Source organism: Marinobacter salicampi (assembly GCF_011074795.1).
GTDB classification, from domain to species: Bacteria; Pseudomonadota; Gammaproteobacteria; order Pseudomonadales; family Oleiphilaceae; genus Marinobacter; species Marinobacter salicampi.
In genome coordinates, this window is sequence record NZ_JAAMPF010000016.1 from 98,030 (window position 1) to 124,188 (window position 26,159).

Genomic DNA, 26,159 nt, shown 5'->3' on the forward strand with positions numbered 1-26,159 from the left:
TGGGAAACATAACCCGATAACAGCAGTTCGGAGAACACATGATGAGAAGTCCTGGTTTTTTAGCAATTCCATTGGCGATGACTACGGCCACGCTTTTGGCGGGATGCGGTGGGGGGGAGGGCGGCTCCAGTGATAAGGAATCCTCAGTCTCATCAGTAAGGGCAATCACGATCGATCAAACGTACTTGGCGTATGACGATAATCAGGTGATCGAAATAACCGGCTCCTTCTCGACGCCTGATAGCGTTCATTTTGAGCATACGCCGGACATAGGCATTGAGCTTGGGGCTTTGAAAAACGGTGCCATTGAGCTGGTCCTCCCTGATCTTGATCGGCCTATAACGACGCAGCTCGACATCACCGTGCTCTCAGGGTCTCACGAATTAAAGAAGCAGGTCTCGCTCCTCGTTAGGAACGCCTCTGCAGCACAACTTGAGGCTAAAGCGGATGCCACTCTGGACCAGTCGGATCAGCTCCTGTCTTTGGGCCAGGACGCCGCCCTACATACGTTTTTCCTTGATTACGCTTATCTGGCCGGGGTGATTACTCATAGCGAAAAACAGGCTTTGGCCTGGAACTTCGCGCCAGAAATGACGGCGTCTTTTTCTGGTCTTGGCGTTGCTCTGGTAAGCCTTGGGCACACACTGCAAAGCTACAGGGCAGGGCGAATTGGAGAGGAAACGCTGAACAATGAGCTCCAGCTGCTTGATAGCAGTGTTAGAGATCACGGGAACTTTGGTGTTCAACAACTGGCAGGCATATCGATCTACACAAGCATACTGGTGCCCGGCTCCTTTGATGGCGATCTGAAATACGATGAAGAGCTAGGTCTCTGGTCTCGGTACACAACTAATGAGCAATACGGTCAACTCCAGGATGGTGGATTCCTGGTCGCCGAGCAATATGGCTCCATAGCTTCAATATTAAGCACGTTCGTTGCCCAGTCTCTGTCCTGTGAGGTGCTGTAATGATTAAACACGTCGCCGTTCTATTCGCATTAAGCGCCGCCATTTCGACAACCTCGGCTGCAGAACCGGTGCGTCAGCTGGCCAGCTCCACGGGATCGTCAGAACCCACAACCCGAGTAATCGTCAAATATAAAACCGGCGTCGCAGTCTCTCTTAGTAACCAGGGCCCTGGTGGTGCAGGAGTTTTCGAAGTTGCCCAATCCGACTCAGAAGCGTTTGCTGAGCAGATGATGAACCGCCCCGAGGTTGAGGATGTAGCGGTGGATGTGATTGCCAGAAACCCTCCTTTGCCGCAGGCTCCGGCCGGCCATCCGATGGTCAATAGCGCAGGCTTTCTCCCGACAGGTGCGCCATCTGACCCAGGGTTTAACCAGCAACGATCGTGGCTGGAGCCGACATACACGAGTCTCGGCTACCAGGACATCTTGAACGCTTATCTCACCACCATGAGGGAACGTAGCATTCGAGTGGGTGTGCTGGATTCCGGGTTTCATCCAGTGGCGGATCTTGACTGGTCTGAGGGCTATAACCTCTCCGTGATTGGCGCCGGAGTTTATAACCCTGACTTTTATGAAAATACCTGGGCACCTAACTGCACCTCACCCCACGGCAATGCTGTGGCAGGGATTATTGGCGCAAAGGCCAACAACGGTGTTGGTATTGCCGGAGTAACTGACGCTGAACTGGTCGCTGCGCGGGTTCTTGAGTGCGACAGTGGTAGTCTTTACGACGCCTCAATAGGTATTCGTTGGCTGGCGGGAGATCCAACCATAGAAGGTGTCCCGGCCATTAGTGAGCCTGTTCAAATCATGAATGCTTCGCTTGGCGCACAGATTGATTATTGTCCGTTCTACGTTCAGGAAGCGATTAACTACGCGCATGAACGAGGGATACTTGTCATTGTGGCAGCCGGGAACGAGAACATTGACGCGTCGCTGGTGGCTCCTGCGAATTGTGAGAACGTGATCACCGTAGGCTCCGTGAACATGCAAGGTGATGGGTCGGGCTTCTCGAACTTCGGCAGCGCCGTCGACATTACGGCCCTAGGGGAAATGGTTGGCTCACTAAGTGTGACTGACGTTACATCGCAATGGTATGGAACCAGCTTCGCAGCTCCCATTGTGGCGGGTATCAGTGCTCTGATGATGCAGGCAAACCCAGCTTTGGATTCCGAGCAGGTGGCGAACACTTTGGTTTCAACAGCCAGATCGCAGGTCAATCCGACGAAGGGTCTTGGTGTAATCGCCGACGCAGGCCGGGCCCTAGGCACTGTCAATGCCCAGCTCAATGCGAATCGTCCGGATGTGCGCCTGGCGCTGAACAGTGTGTCCCGGTGTAACGAGCAAGCTTATCTTCTGAATGAACCAGCGGGTATGGATTTCCGTGCCGCTTACGAGGTATCTGCCGGCAACATCTTCAGAAATGCGGCAACAGAACGCTTCGCTGTATTCAAGACAAACAGTGAGGGCGTAAAAGAACTGGTAAAGCTATCTGATGAGGACACCTTTATTCTCAATGGTGTGGACATTGAGAATGACCAGGTGTGGTTCGATGTCTGTGACGAAAATGCTTTGAATTGCCGATTTGGGCAAAGTTTACCGATCTAAGTTTTTGCGTTGCATGGATGCCCTTTTAGCCCGGTCTTGCCGGGCTTTTTTTCGTTCAGAGTTCGAGAATAGGGCGGGGGTTAACGTCGTATAGGCCCTGGATCAGCTTTCTGGCCGGCTCGATATATCCCTGTGAAGCAAGAGCATGAGAAGCACTAAATATACCCGATGCACGGAGTTGGCCATACTTTGAATCAATGAGACAGAACCTGGGTACGGGGGTGTAAGACATCTCGGCGGCCCTATGCTGCAGCTCAGTGGCCAGCAGATGAATGACCGGTCGATCATCAAGCGAATCACAAAGGTGCTCAGCTTCTTTAACCAGTTGCTTACCAAGCTCGTGAACATCGATGGTTATCACTTTGTCGGCCGGAGACAAATCTTGCTGGGAGGGCTGCCCGAGCGCGATCTCAGCAATTCTGTTGCGTTGCTCAGGATCTTCAAGACTATCGAGGTATTGGGCAAGAATGTCGAATGGTCCATTAGATAGTGCTTCGAAAACGTCAGTGGGTGCCAAAGAGGCCTTAGGACAACCGTCTGGCAGTTTGATGTCGAAGTGGCGCTCCAGGATCGACAGGCATAAACCCGTGGCCAGTTCGACAAATAACTGGTCCACATGGGTCAGTTCCTTTGGCTGGCGGCCTATAAGTTCGTTGATGCTCAAGGTCTTCATCATAGAGCTGTTTTCGTCGCTTCGGTCGCTCTTCTCCTGGTGTTCACCGTTGAAGTCAGCACGTTTGTTGATCACTTGGCTCATACCCCTCATATAGACGAAGTGATAAGACTAACGCATAGCCAAATTGCAGTTTTTGCAGAAGCTGCGGTATTTGACCCCCACTATGACGAATCATCAGTATCATTCAATTCTCAGTTTGTATTGCCCAATGTCTTACATCTATAGGCAGGGTCTGTTCCCAATCTTCAGGTCAAAAAAAACCGTGACGAGTCACGGTTTTCAAATCTTCACCCAAGGCGTTACAGGAGGCTGGCCATGATGCTGCCAAAGTTGTCCTTGAATGACTGGTAGGTCAGGTCAGGATGGTTCGGCGCCTGTACCAACTCAGCAAACGCGTCGCTGAATCCCTTGTTCGTCGAGTCTCCGTCAGCCTTCGGAATGAAACGCTGGGCGTAGTAGAGATTCATCAGGAAGTCGGTGTTCTTGTCGGCCTCAAGCCCTTCAACGATGCTGGCGTAGGACTCCTCCGCCAGGCCAAAGTTATTGAGCGCATCCTGCTCAACCAGCGTGTCGGCATCCACCTTATCGTAGGAAGTGACGATCAGGCTGAAGGCCATGCCTTCGGTGAACCAGAAGGGCATCGCCTGCACATAGTCGTAACGATACGTGGTCGCCAAGTGCAGGCCGATGACTTTGGCCATGGCCTTGCCCACTTCCACGTTATCGGTGCCGGTGCCGAAGGTGACGCTGTTGATACCAACCTCAGCATCAAATTGATCCGGTGTGTTGTTTTCAGACAGCACGCAGACATTTACCACGGGATCGACCGCAGGATTATCGAACAAAGCGGCGTACTCCGGATTGGCGGCCATTTCCTCGTTGATAACTGGCTCAGGGCCCCAGCTCCAGTCATAATCTGGCTCGCCCACGGCATCATCACTTCCGCCTCCACCAAGCGGAGCGTCAGGATCAAACTCTGCGAAAGTGACTAGCGCTTCCTGAAGAGCAACGAGCACCTTCATCTTTTCCCAGGACTGCATGGCCATAAAATGAGACTCGATTAAATCGCGATACTTCACGTGCTCGCCTGCCTCAAACAAAGCCATCTCATCCTCATCCAAGAGATCGTAGAATGATATCACTGGGTTGTGGATAGCGGACCTAATGACGCCCCACTCAGCACCGTCATGCCAATTCACAGGCACTCCGGACTCGGCGTAATCCAGAATCTCACGCACCGCTTTGGGGTGGAGAGTACTGAAAAAAGACTGCTGAAAGTCGTCGATCGTCAGACCGGATGCGGTCAGGGTCATTTCCAGGGTGCCCCGGGCCTGATCCCCTGCCTGCTTCAGCTCCTCATCGGTCACGCCACCATCGGAATAAGCACGGACCAGACCATTGTCGTAGTAACGGTCGCTCATGCCGTCACAACTGGCGGCGAAGGCATTCCCCATTTCGGCTTCCATGGGATCAAAAGCCTTTCCGCTTACGGAGACATAGTCGTAGTTACCGTCGTAACTGAAGGACTCTGCCAATACTGAAGATCTCTTGGTGACCTCGGCCTGGCCACGATTAGACGTCTCTTCAACCGGGCTCGAAGTATCAGGAAGGGTATTACCCGTATCGACAGTTTCTGAGTCAGACCCACCGCCACCCCCACACCCGGAGATGAACATAGCTGCAATCAATGCACTAACGACGTATTTGCGGTCCATTTTATTGCCCCTCCAATCAGGGCTGTTATTTATTCGGTTTATACCAAGACGACTGTGACTAATGATGACTACCGACCCAGTTAGAGACCCAAGCCAAGGAAACGGCAAGAGCAAATTGTGAAGTCAGTTGAAATAAAGATTAACACAATGTAACAAGGCATATAACGCCTAATAACGTCAATAATGCTTTAAATACATAGCATTGCGAACTACAAAGGATTAGGTTTCTGGTTGTAATGTGACCAAGGTTCGGGTGAGGTGCTTCCCAAGTTACAGGTGAAAGTGGGTAACTCATTCTGTTATAGCTTAACCAGTCCGCTCGTGAGCATTTTGAATAAAGGCTTTGGACGGTTCAGACGAACTGTTTCAGAAATGGTTTAAAGTTAAACTAACCGACACTCAAAGGCTGTTAGAGGCACCTATCGCCTTGTAACTTCGCAACAATAAGTTTTCCTAAGCACTGTCACCAGGAAGATCAATGAAAGAACACGCCCCCTCCACTCGAGAACACAAGCGCCTATGCGCCCACTGCATTGGCGAAGAGTTCTTGTCAGAAGAGATCATCAATACAGGAACAAAACAGCCCTGCGACTACTGCTCGAATAAAGATGTCCCAACCTGGTGCCTCGCAGAAGTTGTGGTCCGTGTTCATAGTGCGATACTGGAGCACTATGAACTCACCCCCGAAGAGCAGTCTGAGTTAGATCGTGTCATGTTTGATGAGTTTTGGTATCGCGAAGGCAGCCCAGTCATCGAAACAATTGAAGAACTGGCCGAAGTTTCCAGCGATATCGCAAACGATATCCGTGCTGTATTAGAAGTATGGTATCCGGGCGATGGTGATCCATTCGACGACCCCCAAGAACCTCCTTTCTGCCTAGAGGCCCACTACCAAGAGAAAGGTATCGATACCTCCGAATGGGATCAGCAATGGGAGAAGTTTGAGTTTGCACTCAAAGAAAAAAGTCGTTTCTTTAATAATCTGGCGGCTGAGATCCTTGACGATGTTTTTGCAAATATTCACTCGCTGCCAGCGAATGGTGGGCTGAAAATAATAGAAACTGCAGGGCCTGGGACCAATATTACCGAATTGTTTCGGGCCAGGGCCTTTCAGTCTGCTTCTGACGTTATGAAAGCTATTGAACGACCCGACAGGCTTCTGAGCGCTCCTCCGGCCCGATTTGCTGCATCAGGACGAATGAACGCACGGGGTATCGCCGTGTTTTATGGTGCCAGCAACTCAGATATTGCGCTGGCGGAAGTGAGACCACCCGTGGGTAGCGATGTCGTGGTGGCATGCTTCAAAATAATCGTGCCCCTCAAACTCCTGAACTTGATTAACCTAGAGAAGGTTTCCCACTCGGGAGGTAGTCTCTTTGACCCGGCATTCGGAAAGGAGATAAACAGAATCTCTTTCTTGCGCACTTTGGGTAAGCGGTTCGCAAGGCCGGTGATGCCCGGTGATCAAGATATTGATTACATAGCCACGCAAGCGGTTGCCGATTATTTAGCGAATCATGTAAATCCAAGTTTAGACGGCATCATTTTCAAGTCGGTACAGGGGTCTGCCGAAGGTTATAACATTGTGCTTTTTCATGAGTCTTCACTAGTAAAGGAGCTTGAAATACCTGATGCAGCTCAAGTAACTACTCATATGGAGGCTGACCCAGAGATCGATGAGCGTGGTCATTATTCAGTAATTGAATGGTTACCAGGCACAACCGTGGACAGATACAATAAGAAGAAAATCAGCAAATATTTGGACTATCATGATCAATTAGTTCCTGATTATAATTCGGATTGTCATAATCCTACTTTAGAGGTCGATACGCAGCGGTTAGTGGTCCACTCGATAACCGCTGCTAAATTCGACTCAGATGTACGGATAGTAGAACGAACTCGATACAATAGTTCCGGTCTCACAGGAGATTTTTGATTCCGATAGAAGTCGCTCGGGCAAGGCCCCGGATGTGTGGTTTCCATGCTGGCTAGGGCCGATATCTGTCGCGAGTTATTCACACCTCACGACAACACTAAGCAGGGTACGGTCCAATGCTGGTGTAGGCCCGAATCATCCTATCATAGGTAACGGGCCGCACATTTCGCGCGTGGCCCAGAACAGGGTGCTGCTCTTTGGAGCTTGAGAGTAATACTCCTAGTAGGCGGCTACTAGCAGAGAAGGGCGGCGATCACGGGTACGTCAGATGCTTACACCGATCGCCATAAAGCTGCTCCGCTTTGCCTTGGAAAGGCAATGCGGTTCCAGAGAGAAGATTATTAAAAAATATAATTGGGCATTCTAATTTACTAGGAGACCATTGTTATCTGTTCAAAGTAACTGCTTAAAGGATTACGTGAGAAATCATTAACACCAGCCGTTTGAACTTCCTGTTTTAGCGCAGCCGTGTATAGTGATTCGCTACCATTATATACAGTAGAAGCGCTTTTTACTTCTTTTAAGTAGTCAGGGGGGTTAATGGAGAACATTCTCAAAAATGAAATTAAAATAGTAGGTATCTTTGCATTAATTACTGAACCGTCCTTTGTGTACGTCGAAAAGGAAATGTCGTACTTTCCCCCTGAAATTACCGGTCTTAATAACGGCTCAATTGCCTGGTCACTTTTAATTGAATGAGGGGAATTTTTTAGTTTACGGAATAAAGACTTTTTCCGCTGCCATAATACAGTTAGGCAAAGCGATGGTATAGAATGAGTTTTAAGTCCCTTGCTACTTCTGGCGAGCAGTAAAGTGTGAAAGGAAGCTAAAAGTTGTTTCTGGGAACGCAGATCAAGACCAAAGAACTCAGCAACTATTCGAAAATCCTCGGCCAGAGATAGTTTATCCTCTTTTAATGTATCGATAGCGTAAGGAATAAGTTTATAGTCCTGCACAGCATTTGTAAGACCATATTCGGTAATTAGCGTTTCTGAAATCTTCCGCTGATCTGGTACATGAAGCCCAATCTCTCTATTAAAGATACGGTTGAAGTATATCTCTGCGTCATAATGTTCGCCGTAAATACCATTTAAAGCTGCTTGAAGTTGTTCCCCATCCGTTGCAAAAATAAAATATAAACCATCGACGGAGAATAGATGTTTAACGCACTCAATAAGCTCGATTGTAAAATCAGGGCGACATCGATCTAACTCATCGATCAGAATGTAAATTGGAGCTTTTTTGGAGTTTGATATAACGCCTGGTTTGTTTTGTTCAGTTAAAACACGAATAATATCGGCCAGAGACTTACGGAAAGACTCTACAGCTTCCCGCCTGGAGTTTTCTCCATCAAATATGTCGGAGTCGACGCTGGCCATTGCAGCTTCAACGCTGGCGCCTATGGTCTTCTTAAGATGTTCCTGGTCTTCTTTTGATAAAGCAGGAGGCTTATTGGTCTCGTCGGAATCATCGGAATCTTCCTGAGAACCTGTCAAAACAGGGTACCCAAGGATAAGTGTGCTCACACCGGCAGTAAAGAGTTTTGGGGCGGCTGCTTTGCCTGCTGATTTAATCACCTTCAGGGCACTGGCAATAAGTGAACTTTTTCTGCTGATGTTGTCTTCGGCGCTCGGACCATTTTCATCAAGCTGGATACATAATTCTCTTGTTATTTGGGATATAAAGGAGAGTAGGGGATCTTTAGCGTAGTCATTTGCCCAGGCGTTGTATCGAAGCACAATGTGCTCTTGTATTAAATCCCGAGAGAATCTATTTAAGAAGAAAGTCTTTCCATAGCCCCATTCGGCGTCGAGATTTAGCACGAAGGATTTAGTGCGATCTTCTGAAAGAAACCCTGATGCATATTGTTGGTCAAGGAAAGATTTTAATAATATTGCTTGCTCATAGCGGTCAAGCTTGTCGTCTTTCCAATAATCGGGCATTTCAATTTGTTCAGCCATGGATATCCTTTTCAAGTATTTGAAGTGGAGCTAGAAGGCAAGTTTAGCACTTTGTGTCAAAAGCCATAATCTGTAGGTTCTTGCTAGTGCTGTTTCAACAAGTGTGTCACAAAAAGGACTAAACGCATCGCTTAGCAGAATTATAATGTAGCTGGAGGGTATAGACGATTGGCCAGTATGTGGTTTCGTAGGGCGTCTGAGCAAGTCAAACAGCAAGTAACCTCTGGGTGTAAGTCTATGAGGTGGGTTGAGAAAAGTAACGGATAGTAAACCAACTGTAAGCAAGCATAAAATTAGCTTGCTTGAATGTCATATACTTGGGAGTATATGACAAATAGGCGCGTAGTTTTGGATTTGGGCTGTTATGCCCTTCAAAATTCGAAATCGGAGTTTGGCCGAAAACTGGGGAGAATATGTGCCGGAAGCGATGTGCAGTGAAATTAGTATAGACCAACTGCTCAGGCCAATGTCAAAAAAGTTGAACTGGAGAAAAACTGAATGAATGTGGAGCGCTTCCCTGAAGAACTAATGAGTGAAGGTCGCAAATGGAATTCGCAAAGGCTCGTTCCTGAACACGACGAACTCTTCAGCTCAATGGCACCGGAATTCATTCCACTGACACGCGGCTGGTCATGGCTGGCCATCAATAAGTCGCCGTTCACTCGTGAGGTCGGTCTACTGCTCGTGAGTACCGCTTTATGGCTGATATGCGCTGCGCTCCTCTATTCTTTTCTCAGCCTGATACCATACCCTGATGCCTCGGGTTTAGAGTCCAGAAAGGGACTCGGTGCAATTGTGGGAGGCCTCATTATGGCTGCGTTTGTGGCTCTGATTAACAGTGAGATCAAAACGCACCTGCTCGAAAAAAAGGCTTACTCTCGTCCGATTTCCGAACGTCAAAAGCTGGCAGCTGATGTTATTTGCCTGGCGCTTTCCTTCCGGCGAGAGGATCTGATTGATCAAAACGTACTCCAGCGAGCGCTAGATTCTGGCTTTCAAGCATCTGTGGCTACTCAAAGAATTGACTATGCTCACGATGCGCTTGTTAAAGCAGCGAGAGAGGTAGCAGAAGACCTGATCTCCGAGGAAAAGCTACGTATTAGACGAGGTTATGTGGGTGTAGCTGGTAATGAGAGGCTGGACCTCACAAGACTTCTTGCGTCTCTTCGTGAAGCGGCTAATGGGTTTTCAACGCATATTGACCACCTGGTGGCAGCCAAGGATCTGCAGGCCATAATCGAGCTTCGCCGGCAAGAACTTAACGCCGCCGTGGAAAGCCAAATTCCAGCAAAGCTGTAGGTGTAGCACCATGCAAATGATATTGACCATGGTCGCGTTCAGTATGCTCATGGGATGGCTATTCGTCGGTATATCCATGGGAACTTGGCTTCTTGATCCCATCATCGCCATAGTGTTGTGCTTGGCTGTAGCAGGAGCTTTGACGGAGTACCAACAATGGAGATGGAGAAACAAACAATTATGAATAAGACTTTTCTGGCCGGCGCCGTTTTGCTGGGGTTTGCCGTTTATTGTTTGATGGGCACGTTTGGAGTTGGTGGCGACACGCTGGGTTTCGTTTTGATTGAACTCGGGGTTCCTGAGGAGTATTCGGATAACGGCAGTCGCATGCTCTCGGGCCTGTTGTTCGCGACTGCGATCGTGCTTCAGGTCATGGGTTATTCTGTCGCAGCTGATGGCCGGGTTGTTTCTACTGAAGAGGTACAGGCAGTAATGAAGGCGGTTCGCGAAGCCGAAACCAATCGAGGAGATGGCAATGCGCTCTGATTCACGCTCCCAGGTGAGTTCGGACCCAGAGCAATTTATAGATCACTATCCCGAGCTTAAACCAGGTTCGCGGCCTGCTCTGGAAGGTCCAGCACCGGCACCTTGCTCTGCACACGTTATTGAAGCTGACCTGCAGAGGTTGTTGACCGGTGAATGACAAGGATGCCGTGGTTGACCTTCACCCACTGTTCGATACAGCAAAGCGGCTTATCGAGTCAGAAACGACCCTTAATGACTACCCTTCCCTCGCCCAATACTTGGTTTCACGACCTGTCCCAGCGCTAAGTGATTGGGAGATATCTGCTCAGTATCTCACTGAATATGCTTCCAGCTCTGGCACCTTTAGCCGATTCAGGGGCGAGATCCAACGTTTCCTTTTGTACCTCTGGAACATTTCCGAGCGATCGCTTGTGGAATGCACCTCTGACGACATCAATGCCTACATGCGGTTTCTTAAGGAGCCGGGGCCCTGCTGGGTTGGAGAAAACCCCATACACGGTTTCAAAACCGAGGGCTCAGGCTTCCGTGTGCCGATAGCAGACTGGCGCCCCTTCGTTTCCAGGGGCCAATACGTAATTCGCCAGGCAACACTCGATGCTGCAACAAGGGCGCTTCACGTCTACTTTAGAACGTTGGTAACTCGGAAGTATCTGGACCGGAGCCCGATGGTTTCAGCTCGCAAAGCGGACCAGAAAGCCCGCCGGGAGAACTTTGAAGATGATAATGGCGAAGAAACGGCACCCCGGCTCACAGACTGGCAATGGGGTTACCTCAAGGAATCGTTGCTGGCGGCCTGTGAAGAGGATGATCAGTACGAGCGTCACCTTTTCGTGATCATTACGATGAAAACCCTTTATCTACGGGTCTCTGAGCTGGCTCCCCAGACCAACGAACTTACAGGGGAAACCTACGCGCCCACAATGGGAGCGTTCCGCCAGAAAGTCGTAACGGGACATCGCTATTGGCACATTAAGATCCTCGGAAAGGGCATGAAAGAGCGCTACATTCCCCTTCCCGCTGGCTACCTCCACTACCTCAAGCGGTTCAGGCGCTGGCGGGCGCTCCCTCCCTTGCCCGAAAAAGGCGAGCAAGTGCCAATGATTCCCCGGAAATCCGGTACCGGGCAAGTTGGCAAACGCTCACTGGAGCGCATCATTAAAGAGGCCTACCTGCTGGCGGCTGCTCGGATGAAAAAAGAGGGGCGCGAAGACGATGCTCTGGAAATGAAACAGATCGCAGATCACACACACTATCTCCGGCATACCGGGGCCAGCATGGATATCGAGGCAGGCCGTCCAATTCGCCATGTTTCTGAAGATCTGGGGCATGAGTCTGTAGCGTTCACAGAATCAATTTACATCAGTTCCGACAGCACAGAACGGTACCTGACAGGCCTGAAAAGGAAGGTATGAAGATTGGAAGTGCCCTTTTTTGATTTTCGATTCTCCAAGCGGCAAGCCCCCCGAAATACCGGGGTTCAAACGTAGAACTTACTTCGGCTTTAACTTCCAATGAAAAAGAAACTATTGATAACTGTCGGCGCTGGGGCCTCTCTGGATTTCGGTCTGCCCTCCGTCAATGCTATAGGCGAACTTTTCGATCGTTGTGCTTGTAAAAGTCACTCCCTAGCAGATAACCCTGGCTCGAATCTGTATCGACACTGCCGGAACGCGATCGACCAGTATTATGCTGGCGCCCCGAAGCCTGCGTTACGGAAATGGGCGAACTTTGAGGAAGTGTTGTATCAGCTCAACCTGTTGATCCCATACCTGTCTGACCCATATAAGTTACACGGGTCGAATGCATTGCTTTTGGCCAACTGTTTGCCAGACGTGAGGTTCCTTGGACGGCAGAGGAGAGCTGTTGACGCGGAAGTTATGAGCAGTCTTACCGGTACGCTGATGAGCGAACTGGCCAATCACTTCATCGACCACTGCGATACGGTCAGGAGGACGAAGACAAATGAGATCGCCGATTTGAGGAAGTTCCTAACCACTCTGCAAGCCGAGTTCGAGATCGGCATCATTACCCTGAACTACGATAACCTCTTCACCCAGGCAATGCCGGAACTCCATACTGGCTTCGACAAAGCAGGCACTTTCGCTCCAATGTCTGTTTTATCCCGATCGGACTGGAACTTCATTTATCACCTGCATGGATCGGTTCATTTCGCGATGACCGACGCTTCGCATGAAATGCACAGCATCTCCTGGGTCGATACACCATCGAAAGGCCAAGCGGTTGATCCAAGGGGCCGCAGCAGCCAGAACTCAATGGAAGGAACGTCCTACCCAATGTCCACACTCGTGGCCGGGTACGGCAAGACTCAACAGATACTGCGCCAACCCTTCCGCACGTACTTTTCGCAAGTCAACCGCCTCGTCCACGAAGCCGATAGCCTTCTCTTCCTTGGTTACGGTTTTGGCGACCTCCATCTGAATGCCGCGTTTTCTGAGGTACGGGATCGGCATCGCCCAGTCGTTGTAGTTGACTGGGCCGCCAATGGCCAAGATCCGCTCCAGTTCCGCGACGATGTTTGGGCCAACAATCTCTTCGAGACCCTTCCTGGCAATGCATATAGCATGGGTTCTGCTGGTAATGATTTTCCTGCCTATCTTCGCGAACTGCGTGCTGCGCGTGAGCTGGAAGTCTCTAACGATCCCAACTATCCCTTGGCTGTCTGGTACAACGGCATGCTCGAAGCGTGCCGGCATCCGCAGAAGATCCTGGAACATCTCAAGTAGATGTTGAGGACGCAAATTCAGTTAATCCGCAGGCTCATTTTCGCCCATCTCAAAGGCACCACCTGGAGCGCAACAAAACACCATTCCTAATGCTACGATTGAAGTAGTTGGATCACCTCTCTTTAAGGCATCTGCCGTATTAGAGGTAGGAGAACCTTGAAAGCTCCGGGGGTAGTGTGAATAAGAGTTTGCGTGATACGTGGATTTACCAAGGACGTAAGGCATTCCACGAAAAGAAAACACCGGATGACAACCCCTATAAACTACGCGACTGGCGTCATGTGGATTGGCAGCAGGGATGGGATGAGGAAGAACAGTCTTATCCAGATCTTTTCGATTGGAGAAATAACAGGTTTAAGACGTAATCAACCTTTTCTTGCTGGGGGAGTGCGTGGCTGTTAGGTCTCGCAGAGTTTCAGAACATATTAACCAGAAAAGCCAGAACACTTGAGTTCTGGCCTTCCTGGTTCCCTGCAATTTAGGGCGTCAATATTACTTTGACAGAATCATCCACTTCAGACGCATCGAGGTAGCCGATGCTTCCGGGAGTCGAAGCCACCGATGCTTTCATGGAACCGGGGTTGCCCTGCTCCTGGGGAGGCTGGCCCCGCCCGGTGAAGACCTGCTGTGACCAGAAGGACTTGAGCTGGGCGTCATTCCGTCCGGTCACCTTATCGTGGAACTCAGAACGGGCTGGGGCACCTTCAGGCAACTCGAAAGGCCGCACTTTCTGGCCGTCCGGCAGCTGCTGGCTGCGGTTCAGGTAGATATCACGTACCTGGTTGGTGGTGATGCTGTCCGGACCACCGGGATGACCGATAACCACGACTTCTGCCAGGGCCAGAGGGCTGACCAGCATGCTTGCCAGTAGAATCAGGCTGTATTTTTTCATGTCTGGCCTCCTCAGAATGCAGAGTCGAGTTTAAGGGTGTAGACGTTGGTGCTGTTGATGCCTTGCTCCAGCACGTCGGTCTGGTTCAGGCCACCGGGAGCCTCTTCAAATCCGCGGGCGTGGGTGAAGTCAGCTTTCAATGCGACACCAGGAGTAATATCCCAGCGCACACCAACGCTGTATTCGTCACGGCGGGTATTCAGAATGGCTTCAGGTACGCCCGGAATGAAGGCTCCAGTTCGTTCGTCATCATCCTGACTCTCAACCCACCCAACGACTGCGTAAGGGGTTACGTTGCCAAAGCGCCGGCCTGCTGAGATGTAGGCAGAGTCTGTATCCGCAAACCGTCCGTCGACTTCTACTCTGGTAACTTCTGAGATTACTTGCCAGGTACCATCGTCATAACCAAAGCCAAGACCGTAGAAGTTTCCGCGATCGCCGTCAGCTATGGTTGTGGTGCCGGGTGGCAGCTGGATTCCGTAGCTTTGCGCCAACAAGGCAAGACGTGTTGCCTCGACGGTTGATTCGGTAGTGGCTGCCACAGCCCTTACGGTCCAGAGGTAATCGGTCCAGCTAACAGTGGAGCCAACCAGGTTCCGGAACTCCGTTGAGGCAGACCGAGTGTCCTGGTCATTGAAACCAGTAAAGGCCTGTAGGGTCAGCGCTGAGTTTTCGAGGTTTACGGTATAGGTCGCGTCTGCTCCAACGTAACTGGTGGATTCTACCGGGCCGTACACGCTTTCTGGTGGACGTGCCCACGGCTGGGAGTAGCCGACCTCAAGAGAGTCTGAGTACATGAAGAATGGCAGTCGCATCTTGCCGGCACGCAGCTGGAGATTGTTCGTCGGACGGTGGCTCAGGTATGCCCACTCAATGATCGGCTCCCAGTCTTCGGAACCGCGACCAACCAGCTGCATAACGGCCTGGCTCTTCTCGGTAACATCAAAAGTGCCCTGAAGAGCCAGCAAGCTCAGGTCGGCGACACTGCTTTCGTCAGTGATACGGTCAAAGCCGGCCTCATTGCTCGCACGGGCGAAGCCGGTGCTGAAGAAGCCGTTGAAGCGCACGCGCTCGTCTTTCACGGAGTTCAGCTGCTGTTGCATGGAATCCAGCTGCTGCTGCATTTGGGCCACAGTATTATCGGTGCTTTGTGCTATCGCAGGGCTGGCCGAAATGGCGAGTGCAAGCGGAGCGATGCGAAAAAATCTCTTCATTCTATAATTTCCATGGTTTTGGTGGTTCAGACAGGCTTAAACGCGGAATTGACTGGCGACGGTTTGCAGTCCATTGCTGACTTGCTGGATGTCGCTGCTAACGCTATCCAACTCGCTGGTGCTCTCCATGACAGCTTCGGCGTTCCGGTGCATATCCGTCATGTAGCCGGTCACTTCGTTAAACGTGGTGCTTTGCTCGTAGGTAGCTGCAGCAATTTGCTCGTTGAGCTCACTGATCTGCTGCACATTCTTCAAAATTCTGTTAAGGATCTCCCCGGATTCGTTTGTCGCTTCGACCCCTTCATGGGCCTTATTTACACTGGTTTCCATAGACACAACCGCAGCTGTAGAAAGTTTTGAGAGCTCGGAAATGACCCCCTGTATTTCACCGGTTGCCTTGTGTGTGCGAACAGCCAGCCCACGCACCTCGTCAGCTACCACGGCAAAACCACGACCATGTTCACCTGCCCTTGCGGCTTCGATCGCTGCGTTGAGTGCTAACAGGTTGGTCTGCTCAGCGACTTTTTGGATGGTGTCCAGCAAACCCTCCACTTTGGAGGAGAATTCATCGAACTGATTGACCAGGCCTGCGGTTTTTTCAATCTCAGAAACCAGCGCACGAATACTGGCAACGTTGTGTTCCACCTTTTCCTGACCGGATTGAGCAAACTTGGCGGCATCCTGTGTCTGGTCTGAAGCGCTGGAAGCAAAGCCGGCAACTTCCTCTACGCTGCGCACCAGTTCATCGACAGAGTTACGTGTTGCGGATATGGCCTGAGCCTGTGTGCTGATGCGTTCCAGGTTATTGCGACTCGAGCCAGCCAACTGATCAGCTACAGAATTTAGACTGTTCACATCCTCTTTGATTGTGGCGAAGGATCTGTGGAGCTTACCTACGAAAAGGTTGAACTGGTCCACTAACTCCTTCAGTTCATCATTGCCGTGATACTCCATTCGTGAGGTGAGATCCCCCTCCCCTGAGGCGATATCCTTCAGTGACCTGATGATCTGGTTCAGGCTTTTAGAAATCGACCGCCCGATCATCAGGCTCAGGCCGATGAGAACGGCAAGAGAAATGACCAAAATGATGATGGCTACGGAGCTGGCATCACTGGAGGCTTCAACGGTATTGGTAATTGCCGACTGAAAACTCTCACGGGTTTTGACGCGCATGGCATCGAGATCTGCACGAAGCTGCTCAAGCCTATTCGCATTTATGGCAGCTTCCTCGCCGATACGGCTGAAATCGGCTGTACCATTGATAATGGCGGTCGCGATGCGAGTGGCATTGTCGTAGTAAGACTGGAGACCTTGGCGAAGGGTCCGGGCCTCGTTTGCCAGGGCCGGGTTTAGCGAGGAAATTTCACCAAGGTTGCTGGTAATCGTATCCAGATATTCGCGGGTCGCCTCCAGCTGCTGGTCATCTCCGGTGGCCACCGAGCCATTAATCTGTTGCTCCATTAACCGCAGCTGACCCTGGTTGATCGTCGTCAGCTCAAGAGTGGGGTATAGGCGGTCCTTCACCTGGTTAAGCCGTTCAGAGTTCGCTCGCTCGGTAACAATGGCAAAGCTGTGGCTTATGACAAAGGCGAGCACAGCTACAACTACCAGCAAGCCAAGCTTCTGGGAGATTTTGAATTTTGAAAGCATAATTCTTCAGTTCCAGCGAATGTGCCGTATTTTAGGGCCGCGACATGATAGGGGGGACGACACTCATGCAACATGGAGTGTTCGTGTCAATTTGTTACCCGAAGTTGTCGGCGCAGTCTGATGATTCTTTAGGAGATCCGGGCTCAAAAATCCCCTTCCAACTTGTCTCCTCCTCAGTTCAAAACTGCATCTATCGGCAAGCCGGCTTGAGAAGTCACCTCTCGTCAGCGGAGCACCAGTAGCCTCCCTGGCTTGCATTTGCAGACCTGGTGTTATGGTTTTAACAGATGAAATGAACTAACCAGGAAGGATATTCGCGGATGCCGCACTTCAAAACGGAGACGCTTGGCTTCTCGGATCACGAGAAGACAGATCTCCTCAAAGTGAAAATCTCGATCAACGCTGATGGTGAGTTTTACTGCGATCCTCCGGCCGTGCTTGAAATGTTTTTTGAGCCTTTCTCCGACCTCGGCCAACATGCAAGGGAGGTTCGGGTAACCCAGATTCGCGGCAAGCGCAAAGTGATCAGCCCCTCGTATTCATCCCTGAAGTCAGCGTTGGCAGACGCGCTCTCCAAACGGCTTGAGCCGGAGGTAAAGACGGAGCCGGTCATTCGATTCAACATCGAGACGCATGTAAGCTTTGCCCTCGACGAGGCAGGCAAGATCTACCCAAATTGCACTTTTCCGGGCACTCTCTGGCCTGATATAAAGGACAGTCGCTATGGAGGGCACCACGCCTCAAACCCAAGTCGAGGAGGCTACTGTCTTGCTATTGGTGCCAAGGCGTTCATCAAAATCACCACGATTTATGGCAGCGTTAAAAAAGAGTCCTACGCTCCGTATTACAAAGGTGAAAGCCACCTTGGGAATGAAAATCCGGCCCAAAAGCTTAATTCCTGGTGCGGCTTCTCCCTTCCTAAAGATGCCCGCGAGATCCCGTACACCGATGACTCAGCATTGTTCTTCTATGACCTGATGATGGGGATGGCCCGGCTTACCAAAATGATCCAGGACAGGACATTCGATAACGAGGCGTTGCTTCAGTTGATACAGTCGTCAAGTGTCTCAAATCTGCTGGGAACCCCAGCGCAAAATGTAGAGTGATATGCCCCACCCCATTCCTGTCTTTATTGTTGGTGTACTGGTCGGTTAGATCTCAGGATTCGCCGCCCAGTTCTTTTTTCCTCCCACTGACCCGATGGCATTGGTCATCGGAGCTGGCGGGTTCGTTGGAACTGTCATAGTTTCAATGCTCATTGGCCTGCGCAAACTCTGAAATCACCAGCACCACTTCCCTCCGATTTCATGTTCTTCTATAGGCAAAAATACAGCTCCTTCTGGAAGTTGCATTTTTAGAACCCCTGTCACAATCCAAAGCGGTTATCTGCCGATCAGGCTATCGAGCCAGATCGGATTGATATCGAGTGCCCTCCAGGGGCTTTAGCAAACGTTTAGAGGACAACTCATGAAAGGACTGCATGCACGCATCGCCCTCCTGGTAGCTCTATCAGTGATGGTTACCGGGTGCGGAGATATTGATTTGGATGCTAGCCCGGAAAAAAGGGCTGACAACGCTACGGAAGCTTTCCATATTCTGGAGAAGGAAGGTGTTCTGCCAAAGTTGGATCGATCTGATTCATTAGTGGGTATAGATGCCGATGACGATGGTATCCGAGATGACATCGAAACCTTCATTGAACAAAAGTCAGTACCTGAGCCACAGAAGGAAGGTTTAAGGACGTTTGCTCGCGGCATGCAGGATATTCAGGCGGCTGACCAGATAACGCCAGAGATAGCTGGATCAATCACCGACACATACAGCGCGGAATATTTCTGTCTGACGGCCTTCAGTGACAACATGGACGAAATGCTAAGGATCTTCAGTGAAGTAGAAGCTTTTACTGCTAACACCCCTAAGCGAGCGGAGCGCTACCTTGAATACACCGAGGCAATGGATGGAAGAAACATGAGTCTTCCTTCTTCCAGCCGGTGCAGTGAGGTAGGCCAATGAGAATGGCAGGTTTTGTTCTAATCACCCTATTTGCTTTGATTTCTACTCAGGTTCATGCCGAAGAGAAAGGCGTAAGATCTGATGTTGTGACGGTAGCAGCATCAAACGAATGCGCCTTCGATGGATACGGGCTTGGGTTTTTTAATGGCGTTGGAAACACTCCTCAAGCTGCCCTGGCCAGCCTTATTCGAACCGTCGCTGCCTTGAGGGAGCGAGGAGCGGATTTCGATTCGACTGAGATCGCTTTCAACGTGTTTTATAACCAAACCAATGGAACCGCTATCGATGTGCTGGAGGCATTCAGCCAACGAGCGGAAGAGGCTGATTTCGTAGACCGACTTGGCAATGCGGTCGATAGGATGGAAGTGTTTTGGCTGGCGTTGAGCGGCCAAACTGATCAGGGAATTATCTTGAGACTTCGAACGGTGCTTGGAAACTCGCCGCCGTCGGTATTTCTCTCCACCATACGGGAGCAGGTCTTTGCGGAATCACTAGGGTCTATAGCTGACCTCGATGAAGCGCAGACGATCAACGCCACCCACAGAGCAAAAGTACAGTCCTGGGCACTTGAAGGCCGTCGCATGATGATGGTCGCACACAGTCAAGGTAATCTATTCGTCAACCAGGCCTATGCAGCCGCTATCGATATCAACGGCTATGATGGCAACAGTGTGGGTGTCGTTCACGTTGCACCAGCTGCTGGCGTTTTAAATGGCCCCTATACGTTAGCCACCTCGGATCTTGTGATTGAAGCGCTTCGGGTTGGGTCCAGTGGTGGGGCGTTTGATGGGGGCAGCTTGCCAGCAGCCAATGTTGTAGCCCCGTTTTATCCAGATGACGCCAGCGGGCACGGTTACAGTGAGGTCTACTTGAATAGAGCCCTCCCTACCTATGAACATCTATCCGAAAGGCTGATCGATATCTGGTCTTCGCGTTCCCGACCCAGCATTGAGTCCAATCGTGGTTTATTTACCGCCACCATGGTTTGGTCAGTCGCAGGTGATATAGACCTTCATACGTTCGAGCCGGATGGCTCACACGTCTATTACGGTAGCCAAACAGGAACATCGGGTCGCCTTGAATACGACGATACGAGAGGCACTGGGCCTGAACACTACGATGCCTACTGCGACCCCAGTCGCGTTGAAGAAGGTACCTACCAATTCGGAGTGAACAATTACGGGGGGCAAACAGGAACCACTGGCCGTTTGCTTATAACGACGTCGCTTGGCAGAGATTTGCTGACCGAGACATTCACCGTGGGTGAAGCCAGAGGTTCCTCAGGGGACGGGTCACCGCAAATCCTTGGTAGGGTTGAAGTCACCAAGCGCGAAGATCCAGATGATAGAGAGCAAATAATCTTCGATATTCAAGCCGTTCATTAGACCAATACACCAGGTCGGCTTTTGTTACCATGGCCGACCTGATGTGTAGCGCAAGTGACTTAAGCCTCGCACGGCATTAGTACATTGCGCTTACCGATCATTGAATTTGGTGGGTTAGCTTGGGCATGTGCAATTCGCGACATAACTCATCGGAACTGAGTTTGGCGAAAGGCTGCGAAAATTTCGTCAGCGAAAGCAGGCGAGGTTAAATCTTCTTCAATGCCATCTTCGATGTCACTGGCATAGCGTGGATATATCGCAAGCTCGCCTTCAGCCTCGGCTCTTTCTCGTATGTCCGGGTAAAGTCTAGCTCCAACAGCATAATAAACAGTACCGCTTTCTTTCGAAAGCTCGTAGGTGACTTTTGCGAAAACTACGATAGCTTCATGTTCCTCAGTGATACCACTAAACACCAGATCATTACCCTCAAGGGATACGGAATCCAGCTGCTCGATGTAACTCACCTGATCGCGAAGTGCAGCTTGGGCATAGGGCTCTGCGAGCTTGAATGTCTCTTCAGAGATCTTGAAATAACTTATATCTTTTCCGTCTGCTTTCGCCGCCAAATATGCATCTGCTTCTTGCATTGCAGCTTTTCTGAAGGGCTCGTAAAGATCAGCGTCTCCTCCGGTGTAAGATGGTTCCAAGTAAGAGTCTGGGCCAAGCCTGGCTGAGTGTTCTTCGAGAGATCTATCACCGTCTAGCACTGCTAAATCAATCTGGTTCCTCAGGCCACCTTCACTACATTTAACATCGCAAAAGCCTACAATTTTTTCGTACCCTTCCTTGTCGACCGCATAGACCTGGCCACTAACTTCCAAATGGGTTAAATCGTTTAAATCTTCCCATCCTAAAACGACTCTTCCATCAATATCACCGCAACCAGTCAGCGAAACTGACACTGCAGCAGCAGCAAGAAACCGAGGTACAGCCTTATAGTTCATCTTTTTACCTATATGTTTTTAATTTTTGCAACCGCTAGCCGCCTAGATAGCGCTAATAGACAACACACTTCTAGCCGAATGATATTTTAAACGTTGGGTTGCTGTTTATGCTATTAAAAAGGCAGTAAAACTAACCAATTTCAGGTGCTTGCGGACCATCTGGCACAGCCGTGCCCACCATTGCTTAAGATCGATCTGGGCCGGGGCTTATACAGATATTTATCAGTTAAGGAGGAGAATGCTTGGGCCCTTCAAGAACCACTGGCTGGGCATTCATTCACACTCCATAAGCACGCTTAGACTGCAATCGCCCCTGCCGGTTAGTGGTAGCGCAAAAAAGACACAAACCTTTCCCCGACCTCTTTTAAAACCACCCATAATTTCTTCCATTGCCGGGGGCAACCCACTCCCCGTTGTGCGAATCACTAGTACGGAGTAAATGGAATGATTGGAGCCATCATTGGTGACATTGTCGGATCTCGCTACGAGGGGAGTCTGTTCCAGCGCGACCCGATTGAGCTGAAGAATCCGATCTGCCATTTTACCGACGACACCGTGCTTACCATGGCCGTCGCTGAGAGTTTGTTGCGCAGCGGCAAACCGGAGGACTCCTACCGAAGCTGGTGGCACAAATATCCCGATAGAGGGTATGGCGGCTGGTTCTCCCAATGGGCTCGTTTCCCTGACGCCCCGGCCAGCGCCTCAAACAGCAATGGTGGGGCTATGCGTGTAAGCCCGATCGCAATGCTCGGGACCAGCCAGGACCAGGTCATCCAGACCTGTCATGACTACACCCGACCAACTCATAACACTGAAGAAGCAATGCGTGGCGCAGAAGCCATTGCCGTACTCACCTGGTTCGCGAAAAACGATCCGGACAAAAGCATGCTACGCACCGTGGCCACCACGGATTACTACCGTCTTGAGCAAACGGTCGCTGATTACATGGAAGACCAGAAGTTTGAGCTTCGTTGCGATGACACCGTTCCAAAGGCAATCGTAGCCGTGCTTGAAGCCAACAGCTTTGAAGAGGCGATGACGAATGCCGTTAAAATCGGCGGTGATGTGGATACGATCGCCTGCATGGCTGGCGGAATGGCCGAAGGGTTATGGGGCGTCCCTCCGTCTCTTGGGAACTGGGCCTGGGAACTTATCCCTCAGGAAATGAAGTCAATCCTTGAAGAGCTTTACCGTAAGGGTGGGCATGACCTGGTGTTTAATGGAATTGAGCATAAAGCTTCTGCTGGAAAGCCCAGCCTTCTGAAACAAATACTGAGCGTATTTGTTAGTTGAACCCCTTCCGTTAAGCCAGCATGCTACGAGATCTACCCAAGCAGGAATGACCGACGATGGATGAAATTGAGAACGCCAGACGCGCACACGTTTCAATCCCAGTCCCGCTGGCGGACAGCTCTCTGCTTTTGCATGCTACGCACTCCTATGAGAATCCCCTCCTTCATAAAATTGAGCGGTCCAGCACGCCAGCGCATCCAGAAGCGTTCGCGAAGCTTCAGGCACAGATCCGCGAGCAAGAGGCCAAATCTCATGAGCCAGACTCCATGGGTAGCACTGTCCTGGCTCAGATTAAAATGCAGGCTACCGGGGCCTGGGTTGGCAGCGTCGAGCAGGAGCATGACCTGAAAACGTTCACCTCAATGGCGGCCAGATCGCTCTGCTTTTTAGGAACTGATCGATGGACAAGCAATTTGCCGTTAAAACCCCATGCGCCAATTGCCCATTTCGCAATGATTCGAAGGCCATTGAACTTCAGCCGGGGCGGCGTGAAGGGATCATGGAAAGATTACTCTCTGGCATGGACGCCACGTTTCCGTGTCATGCCACGGTGTACCGTCCGGATTCGAGAAATCATGACGAAGAGGGGAACTACCGTCCCGTCGATGTCTCGGTTTGCTCCGGTGCAGCGGCGCTGGCCCGGAAGTTTGGACGTGATACCACCATGGTGCAGTTGGCGACCCGAATGGGTTTTATCTCTTACGACCATTACGATGAAGCGCTTGCCAAAATAATTGAACCTGAAGATTTAAACGTAGATCGTGAGAAAGCCCGGTTATTCTGAAAAGCTTGTTTCCACGTCACATAACCGACGGACTCGGGTGGAGGTTACCTCCGCCTCTTCAATAGGGGCCTGGGTCCATCCATAACAGCTAGTGCACCGTCTTCGATCCGGCAGCCTACGATAGACTGATCACTGGGGAACCAGTATGTCTGAGAAAGCAGGTCTGGCTGGAATGCGATAAAATCCAGCGCAACCTCCTGAGCCCCTTCAATTCGCCTAACGGCCTTCCGGTCAATAATCCCGAGCCATTTAACTAGGTCCGGTTCACCGCGATCGCTCATCACGCCTACCAGATCCCCATTACGAAACGGGGGATAACTTTTGTTTATACAGTTCATTCGCCTCTTCAGGATCATAGCCTTGGTTTGCTCTGTTAGCGCAAATCACGCGGTTGGTATCGCAAGTCACGAGGCTATTAAACTATACTGTACGAACATACAGTACAACGTGTTCTAACTATGCTGATCAAAGACTTTTACACACCAGACGGGCACAGGAATTCACTAAGAGTCCCGCTATACCGAGATACTGTTCAGGCGGGCTTCCCCTCACCCGCAGAGTCATACATCGAAAACACGCTATCCCTGGATGACCTGTGCATACGGACGCCCGCAGCAACCTACTTTGTCCGGGCAGCCGGAGGCTCTATGCAAAACGCCGGCATCTACGATGGGGATGTTCTTGTCGTTGATCGGAGCTTGCCGGCCTCCCACCGTCGTATCGTGATCGCAACGGTTGATGGTGAGTTTCTGTGCAAGCGACTGGATTTGTCAGACCCGAACAAACCGCTCTTACGTGCAGAGAGCGATGGCTACCCAGATATCATCCTGAACGGTGAGTCCGAGCTTGAGATTTTCGGTGTGGTAACGACTGTGGTGCATCCGGTCTGAACATGAAGCAGGTCTACGCACTGTGCGATGTCAATGCCATGTACGCGGCATGTGAGTCTGTCTTCGACCCCACCCTCGTTGGCCGGCCCGTTATCGTGGCCAGTAACAATGACGGCTGCGCGGTCGCCCGAAATAAAGAGGCCAAGGCTCTCGGGGTCAAGATGGGGCAGCCGATCTTCGAGCTGCGAGAGCATATCGAGAAGAACGGCCTGGTCGTATGCTCCTCTAACTATGCTTTGTACGGCGACATGAGTTTTCGCTTCATGCAGGCTCTATCAGCGTGTTCGCCAAGGGTAATGCCTTATTCAATAGACGAAGCGTTCCTGGATCTGACAGGCATCGAATCTGTTGTGTCCTATGAGGACTTTGGGCATCAGGTGAAAGACCTGGTGAAACAATGGACCGGGTTACCGATCTGCGTTGGGATAGCCCCCAGCCCTACACTGGCAAAGCTGGCAAACCACGGAGCCAAGCAATACCCGGCAACCAATGGAGTCGTGGATCTGACCGACCAGGTCCGGCAGCGACGACTACTGAGCCTGACACCAACAGGCGAGATATGGGGCATCGGATCAAAGCTTAGCAAGCGCCTCGAAGCCCTGGGTATCAGGACGGGGCTGCAGCTGGCGGATGCGGACCCCAAGTGGATTCGTAAGCACTTTTCCGTTGTGGTTGAGCGCACGGTGCGAGAACTGAACGGGGTGCCCTGCCACACGGATATTCTTGAGGTGGCCCCGGCCAAGCAGCAAATTGTCTGCTCAAAGTCGTTCGGTTCTCCTGTGACCGATCTCGATTCCATGCTGTCTGCTGTGTCCCATCACGCCAGCCGGGCAGGAGAAAAGCTTCGTGGAGAGCGAAGGGAGTGCGGTTACCTTTCCGTGTTCATGTCGACCAGCCGATACCGGGCCACCGACCAATACGCCAATCAGAAGGGCATTGCCCTGCCCTTTCCCACCGCAGACTCACGCGAGATTACCCGGCACGCCGTCGACCTGGCCCGCAAGCTATGGCGAGATGGGTACCGGTACAACAAAGTCGGTATCAATCTGTCGGATTTTCGGACACCTGGTGCCAACCAGTCCGACTTCTTCAGTCAGATCGAAGATGAACAGCGGGACAAGGATTTGATGGTCACGCTGGATAGGATCAACAGCATTGCGGGGAAGAACTCTGTTCAGTTCGGTCGTCAGATCCATAAGAACAAGAGCTGGGAAATGCGTCGTGAGAACCTGTCGCCGGCCTACACGACACGCTGGGCAGACATCCCAACAGTTAAATGCTGATCAACCATGAGCTGGCGGTCACCCGCCCGCCCTACTGGCTTTGTGTCTCCGTCGCATTTCCAGCTCCCAGGTACTCCGTCAGCATTCGCCGCTGTGGCTCCGAACAAGGCCCAAACCCAATAAACCGGCCTTTCTGCTGCATTAGCTCATCGATATTTCCCATGAAATCCTGATAGTAAACGTGCCGGTGAGACAAATCCGCTACATTCAGGTGGATGTCCTTCACGACCCGATCGGCATCGTTTGTCACAGAAGGACATTCCGGGGCATCGATGTCCCGAATCAGGATGAAAAAGTCGGTGATCAGCTCGATGGTGTACTTCGCCTGGTTCATGGCCACGACATTCTCCGTTTGTGGTCTTTCCCAACAGTCTATTCAATTCCGCGAAAATGCAACACGCTGAAGCGCCCGCTTCGCT

At 51.0% G+C, this 26,159-nt stretch carries 23 protein-coding genes; 14 read left to right on the forward strand and 9 right to left on the reverse strand.

Annotation, left to right across the window (positions count from 1 at the left end):
- Nucleotides 1–38 precede the first annotated feature (38 nt).
- Both G7W63_RS08510 and G7W63_RS08515 read left to right on the forward strand, forming a co-directional pair.
- Complete coding sequence (locus G7W63_RS08510; protein ID WP_166256147.1) at nt 39–968, forward strand: hypothetical protein; 930 nt, start codon at nt 39–41, stop codon at nt 966–968.
- A complete protein-coding gene (locus G7W63_RS08515) occupies nt 968–2,575 on the forward strand; it encodes a S8 family peptidase (RefSeq protein ID WP_166256150.1) in 1,608 nt (535 codons plus the stop codon). Before G7W63_RS08510 ends, G7W63_RS08515 begins: the two co-directional genes overlap by 1 nt.
- Nucleotides 2,576–2,630: 55 nt before the next feature.
- Here G7W63_RS08515 and G7W63_RS08520 read toward each other — a convergent pair whose 3' ends face one another.
- Nucleotides 2,631–3,332 (reverse strand): hypothetical protein, encoded by a 702-nt coding sequence (locus tag G7W63_RS08520; RefSeq protein ID WP_166256153.1) that lies wholly within the window; start codon nt 3,330–3,332, stop codon nt 2,631–2,633.
- A gap of 218 nt (nt 3,333–3,550) precedes the next feature.
- Nucleotides 3,551–4,966: a hypothetical protein gene (locus G7W63_RS08525; protein ID WP_166256156.1), complete on the reverse strand. Its 1,416-nt coding sequence runs from the start codon at nt 4,964–4,966 to the stop codon at nt 3,551–3,553.
- A 478-nt stretch (nt 4,967–5,444) separates the two neighbouring features.
- On the opposite strand from G7W63_RS08525, the gene G7W63_RS08530 reads away from it, so the two are divergent.
- Complete coding sequence (locus tag G7W63_RS08530) at nt 5,445–6,902, forward strand: RES family NAD+ phosphorylase (protein ID WP_166256159.1); 1,458 nt, start codon at nt 5,445–5,447, stop codon at nt 6,900–6,902.
- Between the two features lie 371 nt (nt 6,903–7,273).
- On the opposite strand, the gene G7W63_RS08535 is transcribed toward G7W63_RS08530, so the two are convergent.
- Nucleotides 7,274–8,863: a KAP family P-loop NTPase fold protein gene (locus tag G7W63_RS08535; RefSeq protein WP_166256162.1), complete on the reverse strand. Its 1,590-nt coding sequence runs from the start codon at nt 8,861–8,863 to the stop codon at nt 7,274–7,276.
- 498 nt (nt 8,864–9,361) lie between these two features.
- Here G7W63_RS08535 and G7W63_RS08540 point away from each other — a divergent pair, with 498 nt between their 5' ends.
- From G7W63_RS08540 to G7W63_RS08555, 4 genes are all read left to right on the forward strand, one after another.
- The gene (locus G7W63_RS08540) at nt 9,362–10,162 is read left to right on the forward strand and encodes a hypothetical protein (protein ID WP_166256165.1); all 801 of its coding nucleotides are present in this window, start codon (nt 9,362–9,364) and stop codon (nt 10,160–10,162) included.
- Between the two features lie 156 nt (nt 10,163–10,318).
- Nucleotides 10,319–10,648 carry a hypothetical protein gene (locus tag G7W63_RS08545; protein ID WP_166256168.1) on the forward strand — a complete coding sequence of 110 codons (330 nt, stop codon included), beginning with the start codon at nt 10,319–10,321 and terminating at the stop codon, nt 10,646–10,648.
- A 149-nt stretch (nt 10,649–10,797) separates the two neighbouring features.
- Nucleotides 10,798–12,060 carry a tyrosine-type recombinase/integrase gene (locus G7W63_RS08550; protein WP_166256171.1) on the forward strand — a complete coding sequence of 421 codons (1,263 nt, stop codon included), beginning with the start codon at nt 10,798–10,800 and terminating at the stop codon, nt 12,058–12,060.
- Between the two features lie 465 nt (nt 12,061–12,525).
- Nucleotides 12,526–13,392 (forward strand): SIR2 family protein, encoded by an 867-nt coding sequence (locus G7W63_RS08555; RefSeq protein WP_166256174.1) that lies wholly within the window; start codon nt 12,526–12,528, stop codon nt 13,390–13,392.
- Between the two features lie 478 nt (nt 13,393–13,870).
- Here the strand turns inward: G7W63_RS08555 and G7W63_RS08560 are convergent, their stop codons facing one another.
- The 3 genes from G7W63_RS08560 to G7W63_RS08570 are packed head-to-tail and all read right to left on the reverse strand — an operon-like array spanning nt 13,871 to nt 17,148.
- Nucleotides 13,871–14,284 carry a type 2 periplasmic-binding domain-containing protein gene (locus tag G7W63_RS08560; protein ID WP_166256177.1) on the reverse strand — a complete coding sequence of 138 codons (414 nt, stop codon included), beginning with the start codon at nt 14,282–14,284 and terminating at the stop codon, nt 13,871–13,873.
- A gap of 11 nt (nt 14,285–14,295) precedes the next feature.
- Nucleotides 14,296–15,498, reverse strand: coding sequence for a hypothetical protein (locus G7W63_RS08565; protein ID WP_166256180.1), 1,203 nt, complete (start codon nt 15,496–15,498; stop codon nt 14,296–14,298).
- A 36-nt stretch (nt 15,499–15,534) separates the two neighbouring features.
- Nucleotides 15,535–17,148, reverse strand: a complete 1,614-nt coding sequence (locus tag G7W63_RS08570; protein ID WP_166256183.1) for a methyl-accepting chemotaxis protein — start codon at nt 17,146–17,148, stop codon at nt 15,535–15,537.
- Between the two features lie 320 nt (nt 17,149–17,468).
- Between G7W63_RS08570 and G7W63_RS08575 the strand changes: the two genes are divergently transcribed.
- The 3 genes from G7W63_RS08575 (at nt 17,469) to G7W63_RS08585 (ending at nt 20,546) form a co-directional block, all read left to right on the forward strand.
- Nucleotides 17,469–18,254, forward strand: coding sequence for a hypothetical protein (locus G7W63_RS08575; RefSeq protein ID WP_166256186.1), 786 nt, complete (start codon nt 17,469–17,471; stop codon nt 18,252–18,254).
- 361 nt (nt 18,255–18,615) lie between these two features.
- A complete protein-coding gene (locus tag G7W63_RS08580) occupies nt 18,616–19,161 on the forward strand; it encodes a hypothetical protein (RefSeq protein ID WP_166256189.1) in 546 nt (181 codons plus the stop codon).
- Nucleotides 19,158–20,546, forward strand: a complete 1,389-nt coding sequence (locus tag G7W63_RS08585; protein WP_166256192.1) for a YfaP family protein — start codon at nt 19,158–19,160, stop codon at nt 20,544–20,546. The genes G7W63_RS08580 and G7W63_RS08585 overlap by 4 nt, the downstream gene beginning before the upstream one ends.
- Nucleotides 20,547–20,692: 146 nt before the next feature.
- Here the strand turns inward: G7W63_RS08585 and G7W63_RS08590 are convergent, their stop codons facing one another.
- Nucleotides 20,693–21,490, reverse strand: coding sequence for a hypothetical protein (locus tag G7W63_RS08590; protein WP_166256195.1), 798 nt, complete (start codon nt 21,488–21,490; stop codon nt 20,693–20,695).
- Between the two features lie 444 nt (nt 21,491–21,934).
- Here G7W63_RS08590 and G7W63_RS08595 point away from each other — a divergent pair, with 444 nt between their 5' ends.
- Nucleotides 21,935–22,783: an ADP-ribosylglycohydrolase family protein gene (locus G7W63_RS08595; protein ID WP_166256197.1), complete on the forward strand. Its 849-nt coding sequence runs from the start codon at nt 21,935–21,937 to the stop codon at nt 22,781–22,783.
- A gap of 92 nt (nt 22,784–22,875) precedes the next feature.
- Here the strand turns inward: G7W63_RS08595 and G7W63_RS08600 are convergent, their stop codons facing one another.
- A complete protein-coding gene (locus G7W63_RS08600) occupies nt 22,876–23,037 on the reverse strand; it encodes a hypothetical protein (protein WP_166256200.1) in 162 nt (53 codons plus the stop codon).
- 146 nt (nt 23,038–23,183) lie between these two features.
- On the opposite strand from G7W63_RS08600, the gene G7W63_RS08605 reads away from it, so the two are divergent.
- From G7W63_RS08605 to umuC, 3 genes are all read left to right on the forward strand, one after another.
- Entirely contained in the window at nt 23,184–23,567 is a 384-nt protein-coding gene (locus G7W63_RS08605) for a hypothetical protein (protein ID WP_166256203.1), read from the forward strand.
- Nucleotides 23,568–24,025: 458 nt separating this feature from the next.
- Nucleotides 24,026–24,457: a translesion error-prone DNA polymerase V autoproteolytic subunit gene (gene umuD / locus G7W63_RS08610; RefSeq protein WP_166256206.1), complete on the forward strand. Its 432-nt coding sequence runs from the start codon at nt 24,026–24,028 to the stop codon at nt 24,455–24,457.
- A 2-nt stretch (nt 24,458–24,459) separates the two neighbouring features.
- Nucleotides 24,460–25,740, forward strand: a complete 1,281-nt coding sequence (gene umuC, locus G7W63_RS08615; protein WP_166256209.1) for a translesion error-prone DNA polymerase V subunit UmuC — start codon at nt 24,460–24,462, stop codon at nt 25,738–25,740.
- Nucleotides 25,741–25,771: 31 nt separating this feature from the next.
- Here umuC and G7W63_RS08620 read toward each other — a convergent pair whose 3' ends face one another.
- Nucleotides 25,772–26,080 carry a hypothetical protein gene (locus G7W63_RS08620; RefSeq protein WP_166256212.1) on the reverse strand — a complete coding sequence of 103 codons (309 nt, stop codon included), beginning with the start codon at nt 26,078–26,080 and terminating at the stop codon, nt 25,772–25,774.
- Nucleotides 26,081–26,159: the final 79 nt, after the last annotated feature.